The organism is Paenibacillus shenyangensis (genome assembly GCF_000346635.1).
In the GTDB taxonomy this organism is placed as follows: Bacteria; Bacillota; Bacilli; order Paenibacillales; family Paenibacillaceae; genus Saccharibacillus; species Saccharibacillus dauci.
In genome coordinates this window covers 1-24,850 of record NZ_AOIG01000030.1, presented here as the reverse complement: position 1 = coordinate 24,850, position 24,850 = coordinate 1, and the positions used below count along the sequence as shown (strand labels likewise).

Annotated in this window: 22 protein-coding genes; 21 read left to right on the top strand and 1 reads right to left on the bottom strand. The window is 48.7% G+C overall.

From position 1 onward, the window contains the following. The first annotated feature begins 26 nt into the window (after positions 1-26). The 14 genes from H065_RS27230 to lipB all read left to right on the top strand — a co-directional run bounded on the left by H065_RS27230 (position 27) and on the right by lipB (position 17,419). On the top strand, positions 27-2,633 hold the full coding sequence (locus H065_RS27230; RefSeq protein WP_017815261.1) for a heparinase II/III family protein: 2,607 nt from the start codon (positions 27-29) through the stop codon (positions 2,631-2,633). A 298-nt stretch (positions 2,634-2,931) separates the two neighbouring features. Next, positions 2,932-3,870, top strand: a complete 939-nt coding sequence (locus tag H065_RS0121990; RefSeq protein WP_017815260.1) for a carbohydrate ABC transporter permease — start codon at positions 2,932-2,934, stop codon at positions 3,868-3,870. Positions 3,871-3,897: 27 nt separating this feature from the next. Further along, on the top strand, positions 3,898-4,782 hold the full coding sequence (locus H065_RS0121985) for a carbohydrate ABC transporter permease (RefSeq protein WP_017815259.1): 885 nt from the start codon (positions 3,898-3,900) through the stop codon (positions 4,780-4,782). Positions 4,783-4,841: 59 nt separating this feature from the next. Next, entirely contained in the window at positions 4,842-6,149 is a 1,308-nt protein-coding gene (locus H065_RS0121980; protein WP_017815258.1) for an ABC transporter substrate-binding protein, read from the top strand. A 68-nt stretch (positions 6,150-6,217) separates the two neighbouring features. Then, positions 6,218-8,119 carry a cache domain-containing sensor histidine kinase gene (locus tag H065_RS0121975; protein ID WP_017815257.1) on the top strand — a complete coding sequence of 634 codons (1,902 nt, stop codon included), beginning with the start codon at positions 6,218-6,220 and terminating at the stop codon, positions 8,117-8,119. A gap of 102 nt (positions 8,120-8,221) precedes the next feature. Continuing rightward, positions 8,222-9,364 (top strand): response regulator, encoded by a 1,143-nt coding sequence (locus H065_RS0121970; RefSeq protein ID WP_017815256.1) that lies wholly within the window; start codon positions 8,222-8,224, stop codon positions 9,362-9,364. A 48-nt stretch (positions 9,365-9,412) separates the two neighbouring features. Continuing rightward, positions 9,413-9,832 (top strand): helix-turn-helix transcriptional regulator, encoded by a 420-nt coding sequence (locus tag H065_RS0121965; RefSeq protein WP_017815255.1) that lies wholly within the window; start codon positions 9,413-9,415, stop codon positions 9,830-9,832. A 246-nt stretch (positions 9,833-10,078) separates the two neighbouring features. After that, entirely contained in the window at positions 10,079-10,294 is a 216-nt protein-coding gene (locus tag H065_RS26595) for a hypothetical protein (RefSeq protein ID WP_017815253.1), read from the top strand. 142 nt (positions 10,295-10,436) lie between these two features. Continuing rightward, positions 10,437-11,228 carry a class I SAM-dependent methyltransferase gene (locus tag H065_RS0121950; protein WP_017815252.1) on the top strand — a complete coding sequence of 264 codons (792 nt, stop codon included), beginning with the start codon at positions 10,437-10,439 and terminating at the stop codon, positions 11,226-11,228. A gap of 49 nt (positions 11,229-11,277) precedes the next feature. Continuing rightward, positions 11,278-12,696 (top strand): dihydrolipoyl dehydrogenase, encoded by a 1,419-nt coding sequence (lpdA, locus tag H065_RS0121945; RefSeq protein ID WP_017815251.1) that lies wholly within the window; start codon positions 11,278-11,280, stop codon positions 12,694-12,696. A gap of 345 nt (positions 12,697-13,041) precedes the next feature. Beyond that, entirely contained in the window at positions 13,042-14,070 is a 1,029-nt protein-coding gene (locus tag H065_RS0121940; protein ID WP_017815250.1) for a thiamine pyrophosphate-dependent dehydrogenase E1 component subunit alpha, read from the top strand. Continuing rightward, a complete protein-coding gene (locus H065_RS0121935; protein WP_017815249.1) occupies positions 14,070-15,053 on the top strand; it encodes an alpha-ketoacid dehydrogenase subunit beta in 984 nt (327 codons plus the stop codon). Before H065_RS0121940 ends, H065_RS0121935 begins: the two co-directional genes overlap by 1 nt. An 83-nt stretch (positions 15,054-15,136) precedes the next feature. Next, positions 15,137-16,516, top strand: a complete 1,380-nt coding sequence (locus H065_RS0121930; protein WP_017815248.1) for a dihydrolipoamide acetyltransferase family protein — start codon at positions 15,137-15,139, stop codon at positions 16,514-16,516. Between the two features lie 192 nt (positions 16,517-16,708). Further along, positions 16,709-17,419, top strand: coding sequence for a lipoyl(octanoyl) transferase LipB (gene lipB, locus H065_RS0121925; RefSeq protein ID WP_017815247.1), 711 nt, complete (start codon positions 16,709-16,711; stop codon positions 17,417-17,419). Here the strand turns inward: lipB and prli42 are convergent. Then, positions 17,396-17,491 carry a stressosome-associated protein Prli42 gene (prli42, locus tag H065_RS27515; protein WP_017815246.1) on the bottom strand — a complete coding sequence of 32 codons (96 nt, stop codon included), beginning with the start codon at positions 17,489-17,491 and terminating at the stop codon, positions 17,396-17,398. The genes lipB and prli42 overlap by 24 nt on opposite strands. Before the next feature lie 166 nt (positions 17,492-17,657). On the opposite strand from prli42, the gene H065_RS0121915 reads away from it, so the two are divergent. The 7 genes from H065_RS0121915 to H065_RS0121885 all read left to right on the top strand — a co-directional run bounded on the left by H065_RS0121915 (position 17,658) and on the right by H065_RS0121885 (position 24,727). Beyond that, positions 17,658-18,785, top strand: coding sequence for a M20/M25/M40 family metallo-hydrolase (locus tag H065_RS0121915; protein WP_017815245.1), 1,128 nt, complete (start codon positions 17,658-17,660; stop codon positions 18,783-18,785). A gap of 320 nt (positions 18,786-19,105) precedes the next feature. Further along, positions 19,106-19,672 (top strand): NUDIX domain-containing protein, encoded by a 567-nt coding sequence (locus H065_RS0121910; RefSeq protein WP_017815244.1) that lies wholly within the window; start codon positions 19,106-19,108, stop codon positions 19,670-19,672. After that, positions 19,669-20,853 carry an endonuclease Q family protein gene (locus tag H065_RS0121905; RefSeq protein ID WP_017815243.1) on the top strand — a complete coding sequence of 395 codons (1,185 nt, stop codon included), beginning with the start codon at positions 19,669-19,671 and terminating at the stop codon, positions 20,851-20,853. The genes H065_RS0121910 and H065_RS0121905 overlap by 4 nt, the downstream gene beginning before the upstream one ends. Positions 20,854-21,133: 280 nt before the next feature. Next, complete coding sequence (gene fur, locus H065_RS0121900; protein ID WP_017815242.1) at positions 21,134-21,607, top strand: ferric iron uptake transcriptional regulator; 474 nt, start codon at positions 21,134-21,136, stop codon at positions 21,605-21,607. A 134-nt stretch (positions 21,608-21,741) separates the two neighbouring features. After that, positions 21,742-22,641 carry a site-specific tyrosine recombinase XerD gene (gene xerD / locus H065_RS0121895; protein WP_017815241.1) on the top strand — a complete coding sequence of 300 codons (900 nt, stop codon included), beginning with the start codon at positions 21,742-21,744 and terminating at the stop codon, positions 22,639-22,641. A 28-nt stretch (positions 22,642-22,669) separates the two neighbouring features. Continuing rightward, the gene (gene deoB, locus H065_RS0121890; RefSeq protein WP_017815240.1) at positions 22,670-23,863 is read left to right on the top strand and encodes a phosphopentomutase; all 1,194 of its coding nucleotides are present in this window, start codon (positions 22,670-22,672) and stop codon (positions 23,861-23,863) included. Positions 23,864-23,902: 39 nt separating this feature from the next. Then, entirely contained in the window at positions 23,903-24,727 is an 825-nt protein-coding gene (locus H065_RS0121885; protein ID WP_017815239.1) for a purine-nucleoside phosphorylase, read from the top strand. Positions 24,728-24,850 lie beyond the last annotated feature (123 nt).

Genomic DNA, 24,850 nt, shown 5'->3' with positions numbered 1-24,850 from the left:
CGTGGAGCAGAGAAGGGTGGGAACAGATGGGTTATGATTCGAAAAGTACAGCGCAAAAACCGCATTGGTGGCATGTGAAGGATATAGGAGAGCGTCTTCGATATACAGCCGGAAAGCCCGAGTACGAACAGTGGTGGCAGGATATTCGCGATTATGCAGAGCTGGCGGTATCAGAACCACTGCCTGTTTTGACGTTTGAAGCTTTCCGGGAGTTTGGCGATACGGGCGGACGTGAACAGTATGAACGGATTTATTTTGACAGACGGGGCCGGATTGGAGCGCTGGCGATGATGGTGTTGCTTGATTCATCCAGTGCACAAAATGGACGAACCGTACAGGAATGGGCACAGGGTGAACACTCCTTATCTGATAATAATAGGAAGCAACAAAGAAAAAGAGAAGATTCCTTATTACACAAGAACGGGAGAGAAGAAGTATCTCCATCTCCTGTATATATACATACACTTGAAGAAGCGCTATGGGATCTGTGCGGAGAATACACATGGTGTCTGAATGCGCATCTGCCTGCAGAAAGTCCTTATCCGGTATGGGAGGAGATTGATCTGTTCGCTGCCGAGACAGCAGGTATGCTCGCCGAGCTGACTGTGCTGCTGAATGGCAAAGTAGATCATCGCATTATCCAGCGTATGCGTGATGAGGTACAGCGCCGGGTATTGCTACCTGCAGCTGATCCATCCCGTACTTTTGGCTGGGAGACAGCCGAGCATAACTGGTCTGCCGTATGCGGAGCAGGGTGCGGGATAGCGGCGTTACTGCTGCTGGAACAACCAGCGCAGACACAAGTACTGGAACGGATGACGAGAGCCGCAGCCCATTTCCTGAATGGATATGGAGAAGATGGAGGGTGTGCCGAAGGACTGGGCTACTGGGTCTATGGATTTGGTTACTATACGTACTTTATGGATATGCTGTCAGCGGCGGGATTGGATAAACAACAGACAATGAATGATCCGAAAATAAAAGCGATCGCGGCTTTTCCCGAATATATGCATCTGTCTGCCGGAAAGTTTGTTAATTTCTCGGATAGTGGAGAAGAAGAGATTCTTCCTCCGGGACTGTTGTCACGCTTGACGGAGCTAACTGGCAAGCCGTACTCCCTGCCTTTTGTTATGCCTACGCTTCGGGAAGATCCATGCCGTCGCTGGGGGCATCTGCTGCGGAATATATTATGGGCGGAACCTCGCTTTTTTGCAGTACCCAGCGCCATAGATACAGATCGAAGTATGTCTGAAGCTGCAAAAGTTACAGCTTGGGACGAAGCTCAGACAGAGACGGTATGTCATGGGTCTGGCGGAGAAATACCAGGGGCAGACGCTCAGGAGGATCATGAGCACGGAGGGCTGTTCAATCATTACTGGCACGATTTGTGCTGGCTGGTTAGCCGGGCAGAACTTCATATGCAGACAGAATATAACCTGACCAGTAGAGAAACAGCGGATACAGGGGACAAAGCAGCATTCACCACTATAGAGGCTCATATATCGGAATTGGCGGTATCAACTACAGAGACTCACATATCGGAATCGGCAGTATCCACTACAGCGGGCTATCCATCCGAATCGACGGATCATGAGAAAGCTATGTATATCGCCCAGTCTTCACTAATGAGCCACAAGTTCACAGCTGCTTTGGCTACCAAAGGTGGACATAATGACGAGCCGCATAATCACAATGATCTGGGCAGCTTTATTGTACATGCAGGTGGGGAGAATATTTTTTGTGATTTGGGAGCAGGGATGTATACACAGTCCTATTTTGCCCCGGGTCGCGAACAGATTCTGAATATCTCATCTGCCGGACATTCACTTCCGCAGATTAATGGCTGCGAACAGTATTCAGGACGCGCAGCAGCGGCGATTGTGGAACATGTCCAGACTGGCGATCATGAGGTGAAATTTGGACTGGATCTGACAGCGGCTTATCCCGCAGCTGCAGGCTTAAAAAGAATGAACCGGAATTTCCACTGGAAAATAAACGATAATAAACAGGAAATTAATTTGTATCTGCAGGATCATTTCCAGTTTGCTCAACTATCATCAGAATCCTCCCGAGATGATATGTCGATATACAAGGAAACAGAATATCATACTCAGAATCTGTCGAGACCGATAACAGAAAATACTACTCCAAATACAAAAGCTGCAAAAATGATGACTATGAATGATGCAGAAGAGTTAATAGATATGAAAAATACTATCGATCCAACGGATACGAAATCGACTACAACTACAACGTATACAACAGGTAAAGCTAATCCTCTAGCTAATGAATTGCAAGCTGGAGAAGAGAGGTTAGTATCGCAGTTCAATAATACGGAAGAAAATATAAAACGGACGGCTGTTAATCAGGTTATCGAGCGTCTGATCAGTCATGTACGACCGGTTGTGCATGCTCATGAATTGATCTGGACAGGAAAATGGGCCGAGATCAGACTGCAGATTCCGGAGGAGCAATATAATGTTGAGGTAGAGACAATTGACCATTATGATCATGATGGTCGTCCGATAGTAGTGTATCGTACTTCGCTAACTGTCAGAAAGAAATGGATGATAGAGCTGCCGATGCAGGAACTGCATTGCAATCTGGAATTTGCTATTCGGCCGCTTCTGTAATCAGCGATCTATATGTGGTAGAACAGCCTGCCAGCAGAGGTGTACAGATAATCTGAATCCAAAGAAGCCGCATGACCTTTTAACCAAAGGATCATGCGGCTTTTGGTATGTAATTGCATATATAATCGGAAATTTTTTCTTTTACAGAATGAAAAAGTAAAATCTGTCTTCAAATGAGTCATATTTGTGTCTTATGAGATGCAATTCTGCCCGTTACAATAACAACAGGAATACAAGTTGGACGCCGTCGCAGTCCGCGGCTGCAGCAGCGTCCCTTTCGCCAGGAGGTGTTGGTCTAATGGATCGTTCTACATCCGCTTCATCCTCGTCCAGGCTCAGTCGCTCCAGATCATGGTGGTCCATGACTGCCAAAGAGACGCTGGCCGGATATCTGTTTGCTGCTCCCATGCTGCTCGGATTGACGGTATTTATTCTGATCCCGATGATTTCGCTGTTTTTTATCAGTTTGACCAAGTGGAATTTTATTCAGGGACTCAGTGGAGTAGAGATGGTAGGTTTGGATAATTTCAGGCATTTATTTCAGGATAAGACCTTTTTTGTATCGATGTTCAATAATCTGAAACTGCTGCTTGCTGTACCGGTCGCTTTGTTCCTGTCACTGGTTATTGCGATCGTGGTCGATGAACTGGTGTATTTCAAAGGATTTTTCAAAATTATTTACTTTATGCCCTATATCTCCAGTATCGTGGCAGTTGCCATTGTTTTTCAGATTTTGTTCCATCCTTCCCAGGGGCCGATTAATGGATTTCTGATGTCGCTGGGGATCGAGAATCCACCCAAATGGCTGGCTGACCCGACGTATGCACTGCCTTCCATTATGCTGATTATTATATGGACCTCGATCGGATTTAATATGATTGTGTATCTGGCAGGTCTGCAGGCTATTCCCAAAGATCTGTACGAAGCAGCCGAAATCGATGGTGCCTCCAAATGGCGGCAGTTCGCAGCCATTACGGTGCCGATGCTCTCGCCGACTACCTTTTTCCTGTTGATTACAGGTGTTATCTATTCGTTCAAAACATTCGATCTGATCGCTGTACTGACTCAGGGTGGTCCTGCCAAATCAACGAATGTAATGGTCTACGAGATTTACGATCAGGCTTTTGTTAATTTGAAAATGGGTTATGCGGCGGCAGAGTCGGTATTTCTGTTTGCTGTTATTCTGCTCATTACTGTTCTGCAATTCTGGGGACAGAAAAAATGGGTCAATTATTGATACCAATTGGAGAAGAGGGGTATTCCTATGGATCAACCGCTGAAACCGGCCCTGCCTGCACACAGCTCCAAACCATCTTCCGGTTCATCGGTTACTTTGACGAGAATTATTGTAACCGCTATCATGCTTGTAGTTGGTATATTGTTTCTGCTCCCATTTATATGGATGCTATCAGCTTCGTTCAAGACTGAAGCCGATGTGTTCCAGTATCCGGTGCAGTGGATTCCGCATACATGGAATGCGATTGAAAATTACCGTACGGTCTGGTTTGGTGACCCGCCATTTATTTTGTATTACTGGAACTCGATCAAAGTATCGGTTATGACGATTCTGCTCTCTGTTGCTGCTTCGGCGATGGCAGCTTATGCCTTTTCCAAAATTAAATTTCCCGGTAGAGATACATTATTTGTAATTGTACTGCTGACGTTTATGATTCCCGGACAGGCGCTGCTTGTTCCACAGTTTATTATGTATCGAAGTCTGGGGTTGTTCGATACCCATATCGGACTGGTGCTGCTCGAATCGTTCAGTGCCCTCGGTACCTTTATGCTCAGACAGGCCTTTATGTCGATTCATACCGAGTTTATTGAATCGGCGAAAATAGATGGTGCTGGTCATGCACGGATCTTTATGCAGATTGCATTGCCACTTGTGCAGCCGTTTATTGCGACTTATGCCATCCTGCGGTTTATATGGACCTGGAATGATTATCAGGCACCGCTCATCTTTCTTCGTTCGCCGGAGCTGTTCACGGTGCAGCTGGGGATCAACCGGTTTGCGGATGCAACAGGAGAATATTATTCCCTGATTATGGCAGGTACCTGCTCGGCGATCTTGCCGCTGCTGATTGTCTTCCTGGTCGCACAAAAGCATGTCATTGGAGGAATTGCTCTGGGCGGAGTGAAAGGCTGAACAGGATTGCTGGAATTGGAAAATGGATTGTATAGTACCTAATGCCGAGGAGGATTATAATGAAGATAAAAATGATAGGTATACTGGGGTTGTGTCTTATGCTGCTGTTGGCAGGCTGCGGTTCTTCGCAGAAGGCAGCGACCACAGCTGACGGGAAGAAAAGTATTACCTTTTATACCTGGTATACCAAGGATCAGTTCAAGTGGGATCAGGTATATGCTGCCTGGCAAAAGAAGCATCCCGATATTGAAGTGAATTATGTGGGCTTGTCCGAAAAAGGCGATACCGAGGAATATATCAAAAAGCTTGATCTGGCCGCCGGGTCGGGTGAAAATATGGATATCATTATGGTGAATAATTCACTCACGTATGCCCAGCGTGTTGATATGGGAATGTTCGCTCCGCTGACTGATCTGATCGACTTTAAATATGATGACGAATACCTGGCGGATTTTGCGGTAGATGATGTGCGTTATGCGCTGCCAGGCAAGCGGTCGATTATCTATGTACTGCTGAACAAGGACCGTTTGGACAAAGCAGGGCTGAAAGTACCTCAGGACTGGACATGGGATGAATTCCGCGAGTATGCCAAAAAGCTGACTGCGCCGGATGGTAGCTACCATGGAGTATATTTCCATACATGGGCTTCCCAGACGCTGCTAAAACTGTTCAATCAGCCGGAGAATAATAGCTACCTCAAAGCCGATGGAACGTCCAATATGGATGATCCCAATCTGCGCGCTTCCTTCCAGCTGCGTTATGATGCCGAACATACCGATCATTCGGCCGTACCGTATAGCGATGCCATTTCCCAGAAACTGAATTATCGTGACCAATTCCTGAGCGGCTCTGCCAGTATGCTGGTTATGGGCAGCTGGATGAATTCCACGATTGCAGGAACAGCCGAGTCGGCTCCTGACTTCAAGGTAGCGGTAGCTCCATATCCCAAAAACAAGGCCGATGACAAAACCATTTATACGAGTAATGATTATGACTACTACGGTATCGGCGCCGGATCGGACAAGCAGGACCTGTCCTACCAATTTATTCGCTGGATGACTACCGAGGGTATTCAGGCTCAGGGAACCGATATTTCTTCCTGGAAACAAGCGGATGTGAGCAAAGCGCTCGAAAGTATCGTTAACAATGGTACGCATCCGGAGAATGTCGATCTGCCATCACTGACACATACTTTTGAAGTGAGCAAAGGCATTAACAAGCCGCCTGCCGTACCGTATCTGTCCGAGATCGAATCGGAGGTTAATGCAGAGTTTGAGAAGTACATTTTGCAAAAACAGGATCTCGATACGACAATCACCAATGCCGGAACAATTGTGCAGCAGATTATAGACGCCAATAAGAGCTAGATGAATTCATGATTGCAGCAGTATTTGCCGTATTCGATACACACTATTACTGAAATGAGGCGGACCGTATGAAACGATGGCGCAGCATCCTGCCTACTTCACTCCGTGGGAAGCTCATCGTCTCTGCGGTCTGTTGTCTGCTGCTTACGATTGGAGCAGGCACTCTATTATCCAGCTGGATGACCAAAGGCATGATGAAAGAAACCGTCGAGCAAAATGCCGGCGATTCGCTGGATGCCGCCAATCTGTATTTAACCGATCAGATCAATCGGCTGATCTACATCTCCAATTATCTATATCTGGATAATGAGCTGAATCTGTCGCTGAAATACCAGCAGAGTGGTTTCTATGTCGGACAGACACGGGCTTCGGATATTATGCGCAAGCTGGACAATCTATCCTATGCCGGTGAGCGGGTATATATCTCGGTCTGGAACGGCGATGGAACGATGATGTACAGCAATTTTCAGTCGGATCAATATCAGGTTAAAGGGCTCGATATGAGCAGCCTTGTTCATAGTGAACAATTTACACCCGGCGGACGGCTGAATTTCTGGCTGCATCCGTCCTATTTGCAAATGACCGATCAGAGTAAACCTGCCTATATGCTGTCGGTCGCCCGCAGTCTGCGTCTGCTATCCGGTCAGGTATATGGCTATGTGGTTGTCAGTATGGATGAACAGCGACTCAGAGAAGTGCTGAATCAATACCGTTCCACGATACAAATGATGGTAGTAGGACCTGACAACAAGATTATCTCTCATCCCGATGAGACGAAAATTGGACAGCCATTTGACAAAAGTTCGCTGGCAGACAGGGATATGCTGGAAGTGGAGCGGAACATGTCCGTTTCCGGTTGGCGTCTGGAAGGGCTGGTACCCTACGGAGTGGCTGCACAGAAGATTAACCGGATCTACCAGGTGACCTCCACCGTGCAAATGGTTGTAGTGCTGCTGTTTTTGCTGCTGTTGATGTTGGGTATTGCCCGCATGACCAAACCAATCGCCAAGCTGGCCCGGGTCGTTCGCAAGATTGACAACAATCATCTGCATATTCGCTCCGGCATACGAGGAGACGATGAAGCCGGATTGCTGGGGCAGTCGCTTGACGAAATGCTGGATCGGGTGGAACGTATGATTGTTCAGGTGAAGCAGGAGCAGGGCGAACGGCGCAGGGCGGAACTCGAGATGCTGCAGGCACAGATCAATCCGCATTTTCTGTTCAACATTCTGGGAGCTATTCGAATGGATCTGCTGCTTCAGGGCTCAGAGGAAGCTGCCCGGCTGCTTGGCTCGCTGTCTTCGCTGCTGCGGATGACAGTGAATCGTGGCAATGAAATGATTACACTGCGAGAAGAACTGGAGACGGTACAGCACTACATATGTCTGGTTGATTTCCAGCGGGAGGTCCGGGTGCATCTGGACTTGGAATTGGAACCGGCTGTCATGGAAAAGCTGCTGCCAAGATTTATAATTCAGCCGCTTGTTGAGAACGCTTACCAGCATGGATTATCCAAGTATGGAGGAATCCTCTGGATACAAGGCTGGATCGAACAGGATTGCCTGTGGCTCAGTATTCGCGACAGTGGAGAAGGCATGACTATGGAACGTCTGCATCAGGTACGTCAGCAGATCATTAAGCTTGCCGACGAGGATAATACGGATGGAAATAAAAGTATTACTTATGAAGAGAAGCCAACCGGTAAAGAGATCACACAGCATATGTCCGCAGAGTCAACATCTGCAAGCACAGGAGCGTCAGCTTCAGATACATCCTCCAGTCTACCCGGTGTATCAGGAATTGGACTACGCAATGTCATTCGCCGTTTGTACATGATTTATGGAGCAGACGTAGAGGTTCGCATAGACAGCCATCCTGGAGAAGGTACAGAGATTGTGCTTGGACTGCCTTTGAATACAGGAAATCGCCGTAGTGGTGATGTCTCCATGACCAATAATGTGTTTGAATGATCGTACGATATCCTATTTTCCTGAACATTGAAAATAGATTGCGCAGCCACGCCGATGATGAAAGAGATCGCCGGAATATCAGAACGCAGGAGGGTGAGTGAAATGCACACTATCATTTTGGTGGACGATAATATGCCTGTACTCAACTATCTCTCCCATTCGATTCACTGGGAACAGCTCGGCTTGTTGTTGAAAGGAAGTTTCAGCAGTTCCGAGGAAGCGCTTACTTATGTGGAAGAACATCCGGTAGATATACTGGTTACCGATATCGGTATGCCGGGTATGAACGGTATTGAACTGATTCAGCGTATTCAGACCATGTTACCCCGTCTGCAGTCGGTGATCATTTCCTGTCATGGCGAATTCCTGTATGCCCAGCAGGCGGTTAAACTCGGTGTACGAGATTATCTGCTCAAGGAAAATCTGACTGCGGAACAGCTGATCTCTGTGCTCCAGGGGATATGCCAGCGGCTGGATGAGGAACAACAGGAATCACAGGAACGTCAGCGCTTGCAGGAAGAGCATCGTCGTCATCGCCTTCTGCTAAAGCGCAAATTTACGAACGAGTTATTGTCCGGCAGTGCGAAGGATGAGCGTTATGGTATTCAGCGGCTGCAGCATTTTGGATTGGATGTGCAGGGCAGTCAGCTGCTGCCTGTCTATTACAGTGTAACTGCCAATGCAGAGCGCAAACAGTGTTTTCATGATATGGATCTGTTTGCATTTACCGTGGAAAATATTGTGGAAGAAGTAGCCGAGAGTTCCGGTATGGCTATTCATCTGAGCAAAAGCACTAACGAAGGCTATATCTGGTTCGCACTACCACAGCATTTCGCCCTGGAGCAGGAAAACAGTATGCAGGATGTCATGTACCGAATTATTCACAGTGTACGCAAATTTGCCAAAGCACAGATTGTAGTGGTAGCAGGCAGTCCGACTCCACATTTTCTGCAGGCAGTACGGCAGGTCATTCAGCTACAGGATCAGTGCGAGCGTTATTTTTATTTGCCTCCCTCGGTGATCTATCGCTTTCCGGTAACGGTGGCATTTGAGCAGGAAAGTGAATTGTTTGCCGACTATGCGGCGGCTGCGGAAGCACTGGCAGATGCGCTGCGCTCCGATGAGCAGATGGACAGCTGGATTCACCAGTGGATACAGAAAATAGCCAGGGAGCATTATCATCCGGAGACGGTAAAAACATTTATGCTCAAGCTTGCGATTGACTGGCAACTCAAACAGCAGTAGCTGTACCAACAGCCATTTGCCGTACCGATCGAGCAGCTGCATCGTCAGATGGCGGCGATCCGTCACCAGTGTGAACTGGAGGAATGGATGCATACTACATTTCGTGCACTGGCGGCGTTGTGTGCGGACTGGACCGGACAGCCGGGCTGTCGTCCGGAGATTCACGAAGCGCGTCAATATGTGGAACAGCATATGCATCGGCTCGTTCGGCTGGAAGAGGTAGCGGAAAATCTGCACCTGAATCCAAGCTATTTCAGCCGATTATTCAAGCGGGAGACCGGAGAGACTTTTATCGAATATGCGACACGCACCAAAATGCAGCGGGCCCGCGAATGGATTACTTCCGGTCACGGCACGGTTGAAGAAGTATCCCGGATGCTGGGTTATCAGTATAAAAGTTATTTCCTTAAGCTGTACAAATTGTATACAGGTCATACACCTGTCAAAAGCAAAGGAGAGAAGTTATGAATAGTGCTGCATCCGGAACAGCGTCATCTCCATGGAGCGATCATTTATAAAGAGTTTATTTTCAAAACTGATCCGCCAGCCGTATTGACGACTCTCTGCCAAAATGGACTATAATAGAACAGACGTAAGAAGGTTAACGACGACGAGCCGGGCACATTGTGCCTGGTTTATCGCGTTTATGGATACAAATCATCAGCTGTCCTGCAGGCTAAAGAACAGCAGGTTGACAGAAAGGAGCAAGATCATATGAACAAAGAAGAGCATCAGGAATGGGTTCAGCAGACAGAAGCATTGCTGCGGCAGGAGAGATTAAGCCCCGAAGATGCAGAAGCTGTACAGAAGCTGCTCGATATTGTAAATGAACTGACCGCCGAGAACAAGCGTCTGCGTACAGCGCTTGTTAAAGCCAATTCCAATAAACCCCGTATGTCCAGCCGTCTCAAAGACGCATTGTACGAATAAAGGTGGTATGTCTGATTTGCGTACCCTCACTGACAGACATAGAGAACCGTACAAAGTTATGTTAGAATAAATCTGCATTTCCGTTATAATCGGATAGGCATCACTATTTGGCAGCAATCGAGCCGAGAGGAGAACAGACGAGATGAGCGGTTATCAGACAGATTCAACCTACACAGAAAACACCGCAGCAGCCAGTCGGAGCGGCTATATCAGCCCCAAGGCAGCAGCTTATCTGGCAAGCAAACGCACACAGGGATTATCGCTGGAACGCATTGTGTTCCTGGGTAGAACTTTCGAGGAATACATGTCCATTCTTGGACTGGAAGAAGATCGACTACAAGGACAACGCATTTTGGACTGCCCGGCAGGTGCATGCTCTTTTGCAGCCGAAGCTTCGCAGTACGGAGCAGACGTTACCGCTGTTGATCTGGCGTACCATTTTGGTAATGAAGAATTGTATAACAAAGGTCAGCAGGATATCGGGCATATGATTCAGGCTATAACAGAAGCCAGTGATCAGTACGACTGGTCTACACTGGGCAGTATTCAGGAACTGGAGAAGCTGCGCATCCGGGCGCTAGAGCAAAGCACACAGGATCGCAAGCTGCATCCCAAACGATACATACCGGCAGTACTGCCGGATCTGCCATTTGCTAATGAGACCTTTGATCTGACCGTGTCTGCACACTTTTTGTTTTTGTATGCGGATCGTCTGGACGAAGAATTCCATATCCGTTGTCTGCAGGAGCTGATGCGGGTGACCCGTACCGAAATCCGGATTTTTCCGCTGGTCAATCTGCAGAGTGAACGGGTTGCTTTTGTGGAAAAAGCCGTTGCAGCAGCAGGCCAGGGCAGCTGGGAGATGCAGGAGATTGCTACGGATTACACATTTCAAAAGGGTGCTAACACGCTGCTTGTCTTGAAGCGTGTATAATATAGAACAGCTGTTTAGACCATTCAGGAAAAGAGAGTGAATATTCATTATGACGATTAATTGTGATATCGCGATACTGGGCGGAGGAACCGGTGGCTATGTAGCTGCGATCCGCGCGGCTCAACTGGGCAAGGATGTAGTCATTATCGAGCAGGATAAACTGGGCGGTACCTGTCTGCATCGCGGCTGTATTCCAAGCAAAAGCCTGCTGCGTAGCGCCGAAGTATACGCACTGATGCAAGACAGCGAACAGTATGGAGTAGCAGCAGAACAGGTCTCGCTGCAATTTGACCGTGTACAGTCCCGCAAACAGGGAATCGTAGATCAGCTGCACAAGGGTGTAGAGTATCTGATGCGCAAAAATAAAATCCGGGTAGTACAGGGGCAGGGACGCGTAATCGGTCCTTCGATTTTCTCCCCGCAGAGCGGCGCGGTAGCCGTAGAGCTGGAAGACGGGGAGATGGAGACCGTCGTATCGAAAAATCTGATTATTGCTACAGGTTCTCGTCCGCGTTCACTACCGGGTCTTGAAGCGGATGGACAGCTTATTCTGAGCAGCGACCATGCTCTGCAAATGGATCAGCTGCCAGCTTCCATACTGATCGTTGGCGGCGGCGTAATCGGTATGGAATGGGCTTCGATGCTGAATGATTTTGGCGTACAGGTTACAGTGGTGGAAGCAGCATCGCAGATTCTGCCGCTGGAAGATGAAGAAGTGTCACGCGAGCTGCGCAAACTGATGGAAAAGCGCGGGATTACCATTTACACAGGAGCCGCCCTGCAGCTGGATTCATATCAGCCGGGTGAACAGGAGTTCACGATTCAGATGGTGCACCAGGAACAGACAGTAGCAATTACGGCTTCCCGGATGCTGCTCTCGGTCGGACGTCAGGCCAATGTAGAGACGATTGGTCTTGCGAATACGGATATCCGGGTCGAGAATGGATTTATCCGGGTAAATGAAAATATGCAAACCAGCGAATCGCATATTTATGCAATTGGCGATGTGATCGGCGGTCTGCAACTGGCTCATGCTGCCAGTCATGAAGGGATCACCGCGGTCAATCATATTTGCGGACAGGAGACACATTATAATCCCGAGCAGGTATCCCGCTGCGTATATACTCGTCCCGAAGTGGCGAGCGTCGGTATTACGGAGAAAGAAGCAACTGCCCGCGGTGTCGATGTCAAAGTCGGCAAGTTTCCTTTTCAGGCGATCGGCAAAGCGCTGGTATACGGGGAAAGTGATGGCTTTGTCAAAGTCGTGGCTGATCGTAATACCAATGATCTGCTCGGCGTACAGATCATCGGGCCACAGGCAACCGATCTGATCAGCGAAGCGGCTCTGGCTCAATTCCTTAATGCCACCCCATGGGAAATCGGACAAACTGTTCATGCGCATCCGACCCTCGCCGAGATTATGGGCGAAGCGATGCTGGCCGTGGATGGCAAAGCCATTGGCATGTAAAAGTGAATAATCATGAAGAGATGGACTTCCAATCGTCAGACTGGAGAAATCCATCTTTTCTTTTTGCTGCAGATGTGATTATAATAGGGTTAGGCTCAAGTCTTAGTACCAGGTTTTAAGACAAGCAGATATGAGCAGTATATGCATTTACAAAATGCTGTTCATGATGCACCGTACAGGAGGCGACAGAGGATACAGACGGACAGACGTTTTCGCTGTGAATTTGCGCAATGACTGTGCGGGCGTGTAACCTTTATAGTGTAGGTTGTACAATATTGTCATGCTGGTAACCAGCCAAGAGGGAGAACCTTGTTCTCTCCGTCATTTATGAAGGAGGTACCTGTAATGAAAGCAGAAGGTACTATTGACCAACAAACACGGCACGGGAAGCTCGGCTTGTCCGATGCCCAGGCTATTGAAATTTATCGATATATGATGATGGCGCGCAAGTTTGACGAGCGTTCTCTGCTCCTGCAGCGCGCCGGTAAAATTAATTTCCACGTTTCCGGGGTAGGCCAGGAAGCGGCTCAGGTCGGTGCAGCTTTTGCACTGGATCGGGAAAAGGATTATTTCCTGCCGTATTACCGTGACTACGGATTTGTGCTGTCTGTCGGCATGACTGCGCGCGATCTGATGCTGTCGGCATTTGCCAAAGCGGAAGATCCAAACAGCGGCGGACGTCAGATGCCAGGTCACTTTGGCAGCAAGCGCCTGCGTATTGTGACAGGCTCCAGTCCGGTAACGACGCAGGTTCCGCATGCTGTCGGCGTAGCACTGGCTGCAAAGATGAAAGGCGAGGAACTGGTATCATTCGTGACTTTTGGTGAAGGGTCCAGCAACCAGGGAGATTTCCATGAAGGCTGTAACTTTGCCGGCGTACATAAATTGCCGGTGATCATTATGTGTGAGAATAACCAGTATGCTATTTCCGTACCGATTCACAAGCAGCTCAGCGGCAAGATCAGCGATCGTGCACTGGGTTACGGCTTCCCGGGGATCCGGGTAGATGGTAATGATGTGCTGGAAGTCTATGCGGCTGTCAAAGAAGCACGCGAGCGTGCGATTAGAGGAGAAGGCCCAACGCTGATCGAAGCGATGGTCTATCGTCTGTCTCCGCATTCCACTTCGGATAATGATCTGGCTTACCGGACCAAGGAAGAAGTCGACGCCAACTGGGAAAAGGATGGCGTGCCAAAATACAAGCAGTACCTGATCGACTCCGGCATCTGGACCGAAGAGCAGGATCAACAGCTGCAAAAAGAATGTACCGAGATTATGAAAGAAGCGACGGAATATGCGGACACAGCTCCTTATCCGAGCGCGGATGACCTGCTGAAGCACGTATTTGCAGGGGACGGGGAGGATGTTCAGTAATGGCAATGATGGAATATATCGATGCGATTCGTCTGGCGATGAAAGAAGAAATGGCGCTGGACGAGAATGTGTTTGTACTCGGTGAAGATGTAGGCGTCAAAGGCGGCGTTTTTACAACAACCAAGGGACTGCAGGAAGTCTACGGAGAAGACCGGGTTATGGACACACCGCTGTCCGAATCCGCAATTGCAGGGGTAGCGATTGGTGCAGCCATGTACGGTATGAAGCCGATTGCCGAGATGCAGTATTCGGACTTTATGCTGCCGGCAACCAACCAGATTATTAGTGAAGCTGCCAAAATCCGCTATCGTTCCAATAATGACTGGACTTGCCCGATCGTTGTACGTGCGCCTATTGGCGGCGGTATCTTCGGCGGACTGTATCATTCCCAGTGCATGGAATCTGTGTTCTTCGGAACAGCGGGACTGAAAATTGTAGCTCCTTATTCGGCTTATGATGCCAAAGGACTGCTGAAAGCTGCTGTTCGTGATCCGGATCCTGTACTCTTTTTTGAGAATAAAAAATGCTATAAACTGATTAAGGGCGATGTGCCTGAAGACGATTATGTGGTACCTATCGGTAAAGCCAATCTGCTGCGTGAAGGCGATGATATTACCGTAATCAGCTACAGTCTGCCGCTGCATTTCATTATGCAGGCTGCCGAGGAACTGGAACAAGAAGGCATTACAAGTCATGTACTGGATCTGCGTACGATTCAGCCGCTGGATCGCCAGGCGATTATTGATGCTGCACGCCGCACCGGCAAAGTACTGATCGTACATGAAGACAATCTGACCGGCGGTGTAGGCGGTGAAGTAGCTGCTATTATCGCGGAAGAGTGCCTGTTCGATCTGGATGCACCGATTCGTCGTCTGGCTGGCCCGGATTCACCGGCTATGCCAATCAACCCGCCGCAGGAAAAAGCGTATATGCTCAACAAGGATAAAGTGAAAGCAGCGATGCACGATCTGGCGCTTTTCTAGAATATAGTCTAATCCGATCTATCAAAATAGCTGCCGTCATTACCGGTTCTACCGGAACACGGCAGCTTTTAGGAGTGAATATCATGTCCCAAAAAGGAAATCCGACCGATGTGGTAATGCCGCAGCTCGCAGAGTCGCTGGTATCCGCTACCATCGCCAAATGGCTCAAACAGCCAGGGGAGACGGTTGAACAATATGAACCCATCTGTGAAGTAATCACGGATAAAGTCAATGCAGAGATTCCGTCCGTACTGGAAGGTGTAATGGGCGAACTGCTCGCTGTCGAAGGACAGGAAGTCGCAGTCGGCGAAGTGATCTGTCAGATCTACACTGAAGCGGGTTCTACAGAAAGTGCACCGTCTGCTCCAGCACAGACGCAGCCTGCTGTATCAGCTTCGGCTCCCGCATCAGCACCGCAGCGTCAATCCCAGCCAGCTGCCGGCGCATCTGGTGCCATGGCGGGCCGTTATTCACCAGCTGTACAATCCCTGGCTTCCGAGCATGGACTTAATCTGTCCCTGATTCAGGGTACAGGTGCAGGTGGTCGTATTACGCGCCGCGACGTACTGCAAGCACTGGAAAATGGCACAGCTCAAGCATCGGCACCAGCTGCTCAGCAGAATGCGCCATCTACTCCTGCTGCACAGTCATCCGCAAATGCTGCTTCGACTACGGACTATGCGGTTCGCAATTCCGGTATGCATCTGAGCGAGACACCGGCTATTCCCAAAATTGTACTGGAACAAGCCGAGACAGCACCAGCACGTGGCGAGCATCTAATCGATGTAACGCCGCTGCGTAACAGTATTGCTCGCAATATGCGCCAGAGCGTGTCCGAGATTCCTCATGCATGGACGATGATCGAAGTAGACGTAACTAATCTGGTCATGCTGCGCAACAAACTCAAAGAAGAATTCAAGCGCAGTGAAGGCATTACACTGACTTACCTGCCTTTCCTGATCAAAGCAGTTGTAAATGCGATCAAGGATTATCCGATTATGAACTCGGTCTGGGCAGTAGACAAAATTATCGTGAAGCGCGATATCAATGTCTCGCTGGCTGTCGGTACTGAAGACTCTGTAATGACACCGGTTATTCAGCGTGCCGATCAGAAGAATATCGCCGGTCTGGCACATGAGATTGAGGATCTCGCGCGTCGTACACGCGAAGGCAAGCTCAAGCTGGATGATATGCAGGGTGGTACATTCACCGTCAATAATACAGGTTCCTTTGGATCGGTATTATCGTATCCGATTATCAACTATCCGCAGGCAGCGATTCTGACTTTTGAATCGATTGTGAAACGTCCGGTAGTGATCAATGATATGATTGGTGTCCGGTCGATGGTGAATCTGTGTCTGTCACTGGATCATCGTATTCTGGATGGGGTTATCTGTGGACGATTCCTTCAACGTGTGAAAGACAATCTGGAAAGCTATAATCTGGAGACCAAGTTGTATTAAGCTCCGGTTTGCGTTACATTGAAATAAAGCAGGCAGCAGGTTGCTGCCTGCCCTTTTGAATGAAATGAACTTATGAATAGGCATAACAGGTAGGTAAAGGTTGACAAACGTAACGGTTTTGTCGACCTTTTGCTTATCTTCCGGGTAAAATCGGAATAGGTCTGAATCATCAGGGAAGGATGTGCTTTGTTGATGGGGAAATCAATTGAAGTATCCTATACGCCGCTGATGGAATATGCAGCAGCGTGGGACAAACAAAAGGAAATTGTACGCGGCATTGACGATGGGCAGCAGGGAGAACAGCTGCTGATGCTTCAGCATCCGCCTACGTATACGATTGGTTCACAGCGTCATCCCGAGCATCTGCTATGGAGTGAAGAAGAACTGAGAGCGCGTGGTATTGCATTGTTTCAGATTGACCGCGGAGGAGATATTACATATCACGGGCCGGGACAGCTGGTCGGTTATCCGATTCTGCTGCTGGATGCGGCCAAAGGCATCGATCCGCATCGGTATTTGCGTACATTGGAGCAGGTTATTATCGATTATCTGGCAGATCAGGGCATCGTCGCTGGACGCAAAGAAGAATACACAGGCGTATGGATCGGTGATCTCAAGATCGCTGCCATTGGTATCAAGTTCAATAAATGCCGCAGCCGCAAAGGATTTATCACGAGTCATGGATTTGCTTTTAATATCGCTTCGGGCATTCAGCAGGCAGGGTTCACGGGGATTATTCCATGCGGAATCGAGCAGTACGGAGTGACTTCACTGGAGGATATTACCGGCCGCTCGTATACAGTGGAGCAGGTGGCACAGGATATTGTGCCGCATTTTATGCGTCATTTTGAGTATGAGCAGCCGGAGCATGAAGTGATCTTACAGAAGCGGCTGAATGATTGAGAACAGCACCGATCCGACAATAGCGATCAACATCACATAAATAAAAATACGAAACCATTTTTTCTGTTGCATTTTTCATGACTCCTTTGTCTATCCCTCGGCAGACGGTCAGGGATCGGTAAAATAAATAATCTTTTTTATCATACCGATTGAACGTACGTTTTGCAAAGCCTCGGAACAGATAATCATAAGGATCACGTGAAATTAATGTGACAACCATCCAAAGGAGCGAATCATTGTGGTATCCGAAAGCAGATTAATTGAAGAATTTATGGAACTTGTACAAATTGACAGTGAGACCAAACAAGAGCGTATTATTGCGGATCGTCTGACCGAGAAGCTGCTTGCACTGGGCTTTACAGTAATCGAGGATGAATCGTCCCTGCGTACTGGACATGGAGCAGGTAATCTGATTGCGACATTGCCATCGAATACGGATACACCGATCCCGAAGATTTTCTTTACTTCCCATATGGATACGGTGAAGCCGGGTAATGGCATCAAGCCGGTAATGGATAATGAAGGATGGATTACAAGCGAAGGTGATACCATTCTGGGAGCAGATGACAAAGCAGGCGTAGCCGCCCTGTTCGAGATGATTCGCGTCTTGCAGGAACAGAATATTCCGCATGGACAGATTCAGCTGGTGATTACAGCAGGTGAGGAATCCGGACTGATGGGCGCACGTGCGATGGACCCAGGTCTACTGGATGCGGACTTTGGCTATGCGCTGGATTCCAATGGAGCTGTTGGGACGATTGCTGTCGCTGCACCCACACAGGCACGTGTAGTGATGGAGATCTACGGTAAGTCTGCTCATGCAGGTGTGAATCCTGAAGATGGAATCAGTGCTATTCAGGTAGCCGGTAAAGCGATTTCCCGTATGAAACTGGGCCGGATCGATCATGAGACAACTGCCAATATCGGCAAATTTGAAGGTGGCGGCGCGACCAATGTAGTATGCGATTATGCCCGACTCGAAGCGGAAGCACGTAGCCTTGTACACGAGAAGGTAGAAGTGCAGCTGGCAGCGATGAAGGAATCGCTGGAGAATACATGTGCTGACTTTGGTGCGACTGCCAAGTTCCAGAGTGTAATTGTCTATCCGGGATTCAAATTTACGGAAGAAGATGCGGTTGTTCAGCTGGCGCAGCGTGCTGCAGCCAATCTGGGATTGCCCAATGATATTTTCCATACTGGTGGCGGCAGTGATGCCAATATTTTCAATGGTATGGGTGTACCAACAGCCAATCTGGCAGTAGGATACGAAGAGATTCATACGACCAGCGAGCGTATTCATCGGAATGAACTGATCAATGCAGCCCGTCTGGTGATCGAAATTGTAAAGGAAACAGCGCGTCAATAATTTCTGTTCGTTACGAGCAGTAGTTTTTCATTATGAAGTGATTTATTTGATCTATCTGATCTATTTTTTTAGAACTTGTCTGCGTCTAGTCGTTGATGTTCTTCAGATTCGACAAGATTTCAGTACAGATCCAATAGTAAAATCAAGAAGGAATTATCATCGATCTGTCTAAAAAAGCATAAACATGTGTAAAGAGTAAGAGTTGCATCTTTTATCATTTCTACCCGACTGCAATCAACCTTATCGAAACGGCCTGTTGGTACAGGCATCATCGCTATCGACAGTCCGTTTACTTTTACCAATGCCATGGAGGGAACATAATGACTCAAAATAAAAATAAACAACTGGATGAGATTACATTATCTACGGAATCCATTTACAAAGGCAAAATCATCTCCGTACAGGTCGATACGGTAAAGCTGCCCAACGGCGAGGAAAGCAAGCGTGAAGTGGTTCGCCACTCCGGTGCAGTCGCTGTACTGGCTATTCACAATGATCGCATGATTGTGGTAGAACAGTTCCGTCAGCCGCTGGGACGCACTCAGGTAGAGATTCCTGCAGGCAAGCTCGACCCGGGTGAGAAGCCGGAAGATGCGATTAATCGTGAACTGAAGGAAGAGACCGGCTATACCGCGAAAAGCATGAAGCTGCTGTTTTCCTTCTATACTTCGCCAGGTTTTGCCGATGAGATTATTCATCTCTATCTGGCAGATGAATTAACAGCAGGGGATGCCGAGCTGGATGAAGATGAATTCCTGGAAGTCACCGAGATTACGCTGGAAGAAGCATTTGCCCAGATCCGTGAAGGACGCATGAGCGATGCCAAGACCATTATGGCTGTGCAGGCTTGGCAGCTGCTGAAATTGGGAGCCCAGCCGGGACAATGAGTTCTTTGCAGCGTGTATACGCCGATCTCCATATCCATATCGGGCGAAGTGAGGACGGACAGCCGGTCAAGATCAGCGGCAGCCGTAACCTGACTTTTGCCAATATTGCCAAAGAATCTTCCCAGCGTAAAGGAATTGGATTGGTCGGTATTATTGATTGTCATTCACCAGGTGTACAGCAGGATATCCGCAATTATATGGCTTCCGGCGAGATGGTGGAATCTTCCGGCGGAGGAATTGTATACGGAGATACGACGATTCTGCTCGGATCGGAGATCGAGATTCGGGAGCCGGGATATCAGGAAGCACATGTGCTTGTCTATTTCCGCGATCTGGAGCGAATGAGTGATTTTAGCCAGTGGATGGGCGGCTATATGAAAAATCTGCAGCTCAGCTCTCAGCGTCTCTACGTCTCATACCGGGAGCTGCAGCATCAGGTCAAGCAGCGGGACGGACTGTTTATCCCTGCCCATATGTTCACTCCGTATAAAGGCATCTATGGCAGTGTAACGCCAAGGATGAGCGATGTGCTGGATATGGACAGCATCGATGGAGGGGAGCTGGGTCTGAGTGCAGACACGACAATGGCCGGTTATCTCAGCGAGCTGGATCGCTACCCGCTGTTGACCAACTCGGATGCCCATTCACTCGGCAAGATTGGTCGCGAATACAATGTATTCCGGATGCAGGAAGCGAATTTCGATGAGTTCCGTAATGTGCTCCAGGGCTTCGAAGGACGGGGAATCGAAGCCAATTACGGCCTGGACCCGAGACTGGGCAAATATCATCGTACCTACTGTACCAACTGTGAGCATATTATTCATGAAGCGGAGCCGGCACTGGAACGCTGCCCTTATTGCGGCAGTACTCGCCTAACGATCGGTGTGCTGGATCGGATTCTCGGTATTGCCGATCGTACAGAGCCGCAGCCGCCATCAAATCGCCCGCCATATCGTTATCAGGTACCCTTGGCGTTTATTCCCGGTCTGGGCCCTGCCAAAATGAATAGACTGCTGGAAGCATTCGGTACAGAGATGAGTATTTTGCATAATACATCCCGTGAAGAACTGGATGCTGTAGTAGGAGCCGAGATTGCTGCTTATATCGAGCTTGCACGCACCGGACAACTGACGCTTAGCGCCGGAGGTGGAGGAACCTACGGCAAGGTAGTCACCGGATAATAAGTATATAAACAAGCAAAAGAAATGCCGCAGCATCTGCCATTTGTTCGCAGAGACGCTGCGGCATTGCCTTTTTGTATAGGGTGTAATGTCGATAGCTGTAGTCCGGCAATCAACATCGTACATTCTCCGGCACAGCAGGAAATTAAGCCGATTTTGCCCGGAGGCAACATCACTGTACAAGTACACTAAAAAGTTTGACTTTGTCTTGGAACTCACCCTATAATAATTGGAGTGAGCATTTAAGCGATGCAGTGATTTCCACAGGGGGAGGGCAAAAATGGAAGCACGGATCGATAAAATTAAACATCAGTTACAATCCAAAGGTTACAAATTAACACCCCAGCGGGAAGCCACTGTCCGAGTGCTCCTTGAGAACGAAGAAGACCATCTGAGTGCCGAGGACGTATTCATGCTGGTGAAGCAAAAGGCTCCCGAAATCGGTCTGGCCACCGTTTACCGTACCCTCGAGCTTCTGAGTGAACTGCATGTCGTGGAGAAAATCAACTTCGGCGACGGTGTCGCACGGTATGACCTGCGTACCGATACAAGCAAGCATCATCATCATCATCTGATTTGCGTGCAATGCGGAAGTATGGACGAGATCCGCGAAGACTGGTTGGGACCGCTCGAGGAGAGACTGGATAAGGAATTTGATTTCTCGGTTCTGGACCACCGACTCGATTTTTATGGGGTATGTTATCGCTGCAAGGACAAAGAGCAGCAGGATGGCAACCAGAATAATCCCGAATAATGAATTGAATAACTGAATTGGATACCAGAGACTCTCGCCCGATGTTTGGCTGTTCGGGAGAGAGTCTTTTTGCGTAACCGTCTAGCTTCTGACAGACGATATCATCAAATGACTGCAAAGGAGGCTGATTTCCAGTGAGTGATTATTTGGAGCGATTTATCCGTTATCTGACCGAAGAGAAGGGACTGTCCCGGAATACGCTGGAATCGTACCAGCGGGACCTGAATCAGTTTCTGGAGTTCGCCGGACAGCGTCATCTGACAGAACCGGATCAGATCCGCAAAACACATATTGCCCTGTTCCTGGGAGAAATGCGCCAGATCGGCAGAGCGTCATCCACGATTACACGGATGACGGTTTCATTGCGTTCGTTTTGCCAGTACCTCGTTCGTGAAGGGGTTATTCAGCAGGACCCGTCTATACATATGGAAGCACCCAAAGCAGAGAAACGTCTGCCGCATGTCATGACCGTCGAAGAAATGGAGCGTCTACTGGATGCTCCCGAAGCCTATACATCGCAGGGAAGACGCGATCGTGCAATGCTGGAGCTGTTATACGCTACAGGCATCCGCGTATCCGAGCTGATCTCGGTCAATGTAGAGGATGTACGGCTCGACTTAAGATTCCTTCGCTGCGCAAGCAGTTCTGGCAAAGAACGGATCATTCCGATTACCGGTGTCACCGTCAAGCGTGTAGGTGAATATATAGAAGAAGGACGTCCGCAGCTTATCCGGAACCATCCGGAAGAACAGGCGCTCTTCGTGAATCAGCTCGGCACAAGGCTGACCCGCCAGGGCTTCTGGAAAATTATCAAAAAGTATGCCCGGGAAGCCGGAATTGAGACCGATATTACTCCACATACGCTGCGGCATTCCTTTGCTGCACATCTACTGGAAAATGGAGCCGATCTGCGTTCGGTACAGGAAATGCTCGGTCATGCCGACATCTCTACGACCCAGATTTATACTCAGGTATCCAGAAAGAATATGAAGGATGTGTATGAAGCTCATCATCCGCGTGCCAATGCGACCTGATTCATCTACCGAATAGGAGGCATGAGTCATGACAGGAATCGAACAACAGCGTTTTGAACGAATCTGCGTAATTATACTGGATAGTGTAGGTATTGGGGAACTGCCTGATGCCGGCAAATTTGGAGATAAAGGTGCCCACACGCTCGGACATATTATGGAGCAGGTGCCTGGAATACAGCTGCCTCATCTGCAGCGTCTGGGACTGGCCAATATCACGGATCTTCCGCCACTTGAAGCTGTAACCCAGACCCAGGGCTATTATGGCAAAATGATAGAAACTTCGGTTGGCAAGGATACGATGACCGGACACTGGGAACTGATGGGTCTGAATATCGGAACCGCGTTCAATACATACCCGAACGGGTTTCCGCAGGATCTGATCACACAGTTTGAGAAAAGAACCGGCCGTCGGGTACTTGGTAACAAGCCGGCTTCCGGTACGGATATACTGGATGAATACGGCGAAGAACAGATGAAAACGGGTTCATGGATTGTGTATACCTCAGCGGACAGTGTATTTCAGATTGCTGCCCATGAAGATATTATTCCATTGGAGGAGCTATACAGTGCCTGCCAGATTGCCCGTGAGTTGACGCTGGAGCCGGAACATTCGGTAGGTCGCGTCATCGCCCGTCCTTATAAGGGTGAGCCGGGACAGTTTGTCCGTACGCCGAATCGTCATGATTATGCAGTCAGTCCGCCGGAACCTACGGTGCTGAACGCACTGGAGAATGCAGGTCATGATGTAATTGCCGTAGGCAAAATCAACGATATTTTCACCGGTGAGGGTATTACCTCTTCCTATCCAACCAAAAGCAACGAACACGGCGTAGAGTTGACGCTGGAGCAGTTAAAGCAGGAATTCAAAGGTCTGCTGTTTACCAATCTGGTCGATTTTGATTCCTTGTATGGACATCGCCGCGATCCGCAAGGATATGCGCAGGCGCTGGAAGCGTTCGATCGTTCGCTGCCTGAACTGATGGAGCAGATCGGCGAGCGGGATTTGCTGATCATTACAGCCGATCATGGTAATGATCCTGTTCATGCAGGCACCGATCATACCCGGGAGTATGTGCCACTGCTGATCTACAGTCCATCACTGACATCGCCTGGTAATTTGGGAGTCCGAGCAACATTCAGTGATCTCGGTGCGACAATTGCAGACAATTTCAGTGCAGGCAAGATTATGCATGGCGAGAGTTTTTTGAATCTTTTGAAATAAAAGATACAGGTTTGTTATTTGAAAGGGGAAATTAGCAAGATGACAACAATTAACCAGGAAATGATTAAAGAAGCAGCAGCTTATATTCGCAGTCAAAGTGATTTGACTCCGGAAGTGGGATTGATTCTCGGCTCCGGTCTGGGTGTACTCGCAGATCTGGTTGAAGAAGGCGTATCGATTGCTTATAACAGTATTCCGCATTTCCCGGTGTCTACGGTAGAAGGACATGATGGCGAACTGCTGCTGGGCAAAGTGCAAGGCCGTCCGGTCGTAATGATGAAAGGACGTTTCCACATGTACGAAGGCTATGGTCCGGAAGTGACAGCTTTCCCTGTACGTGTCATGAAGGAACTGGGTGTATCCAGCCTGCTCGTAACCAATGCAGCCGGCGGTGTAAATACAGCGTATGAGCCGGGTGATCTGATGGTATTAAGTGATCATCTGAACATGACCGGTCGTAATCCGCTGATCGGACCGAATGATTCCGCACTGGGTGTACGTTTCCCGGATATGTCCGAAGCCTATAGCCGTCGTCTGCGTCAGATTTTCAAAGATACAGCAGCACAGCAGGGTCTGAAAGTACAGGAAGGTGTCTATGCAGGACTGCTTGGTCCTACGTATGAGACGCCTGCAGAGATCGTAATGCTGCGTACGCTGGGCGCCGATGCTGTCGGAATGTCTACGGTATCCGAGACGATCGTAGCGCGTCATGCAGGTATTGAAGTACTAGGAATCTCCTGCATTACCAATATGGCAGCAGGTATCCTCGATCAGCCTCTCTCTCATGATGAAGTTATGGAGACTGCTGATCGTGTACGTGATCAGTTTCTGAAGCTGGTACTGGCTGTTATTCCACAAATGTAATAGTTGGCAAGGGCAGACGGGCAGAGCTTGTACAGATTACTCATTGGGTAACGCCATCTGAATCTTATGCTATCTAAAAGTATAAAAAGAGCCTGTGGATGATAAACTGTACCCTACAAGATG

Coding starts and splice junctions, on each gene's coding strand:
- H065_RS0121965 (WP_017815255.1), top strand. CDS start 9,413: ATGGCGGCGATCCGTCACCAGTGTGAACTGGAGGAATGGATGCATACT.
- lpdA (WP_017815251.1), top strand. CDS start 11,278: ATGACGATTAATTGTGATATCGCGATACTGGGCGGAGGAACCGGTGGC.
- H065_RS0121885 (WP_017815239.1), top strand. CDS start 23,903: ATGACAACAATTAACCAGGAAATGATTAAAGAAGCAGCAGCTTATATT.
- fur (WP_017815242.1), top strand. CDS start 21,134: ATGGAAGCACGGATCGATAAAATTAAACATCAGTTACAATCCAAAGGT.
- H065_RS0121990 (WP_017815260.1), top strand. CDS start 2,932: ATGGATCGTTCTACATCCGCTTCATCCTCGTCCAGGCTCAGTCGCTCC.
- prli42 (WP_017815246.1), bottom strand. CDS start 17,491: ATGCAACAGAAAAAATGGTTTCGTATTTTTATTTATGTGATGTTGATC.
- H065_RS26595 (WP_017815253.1), top strand. CDS start 10,079: ATGAACAAAGAAGAGCATCAGGAATGGGTTCAGCAGACAGAAGCATTG.
- H065_RS0121910 (WP_017815244.1), top strand. CDS start 19,106: ATGACTCAAAATAAAAATAAACAACTGGATGAGATTACATTATCTACG.
- H065_RS0121930 (WP_017815248.1), top strand. CDS start 15,137: ATGTCCCAAAAAGGAAATCCGACCGATGTGGTAATGCCGCAGCTCGCA.
- H065_RS0121940 (WP_017815250.1), top strand. CDS start 13,042: ATGAAAGCAGAAGGTACTATTGACCAACAAACACGGCACGGGAAGCTC.
- H065_RS0121975 (WP_017815257.1), top strand. CDS start 6,218: ATGAAACGATGGCGCAGCATCCTGCCTACTTCACTCCGTGGGAAGCTC.
- deoB (WP_017815240.1), top strand. CDS start 22,670: ATGACAGGAATCGAACAACAGCGTTTTGAACGAATCTGCGTAATTATA.
- H065_RS0121980 (WP_017815258.1), top strand. CDS start 4,842: ATGAAGATAAAAATGATAGGTATACTGGGGTTGTGTCTTATGCTGCTG.
- H065_RS0121950 (WP_017815252.1), top strand. CDS start 10,437: ATGAGCGGTTATCAGACAGATTCAACCTACACAGAAAACACCGCAGCA.
- H065_RS0121970 (WP_017815256.1), top strand. CDS start 8,222: ATGCACACTATCATTTTGGTGGACGATAATATGCCTGTACTCAACTAT.
- lipB (WP_017815247.1), top strand. CDS start 16,709: ATGGGGAAATCAATTGAAGTATCCTATACGCCGCTGATGGAATATGCA.
- H065_RS0121935 (WP_017815249.1), top strand. CDS start 14,070: ATGGCAATGATGGAATATATCGATGCGATTCGTCTGGCGATGAAAGAA.
- H065_RS27230 (WP_017815261.1), top strand. CDS start 27: ATGGGTTATGATTCGAAAAGTACAGCGCAAAAACCGCATTGGTGGCAT.
- H065_RS0121905 (WP_017815243.1), top strand. CDS start 19,669: ATGAGTTCTTTGCAGCGTGTATACGCCGATCTCCATATCCATATCGGG.
- H065_RS0121985 (WP_017815259.1), top strand. CDS start 3,898: ATGGATCAACCGCTGAAACCGGCCCTGCCTGCACACAGCTCCAAACCA.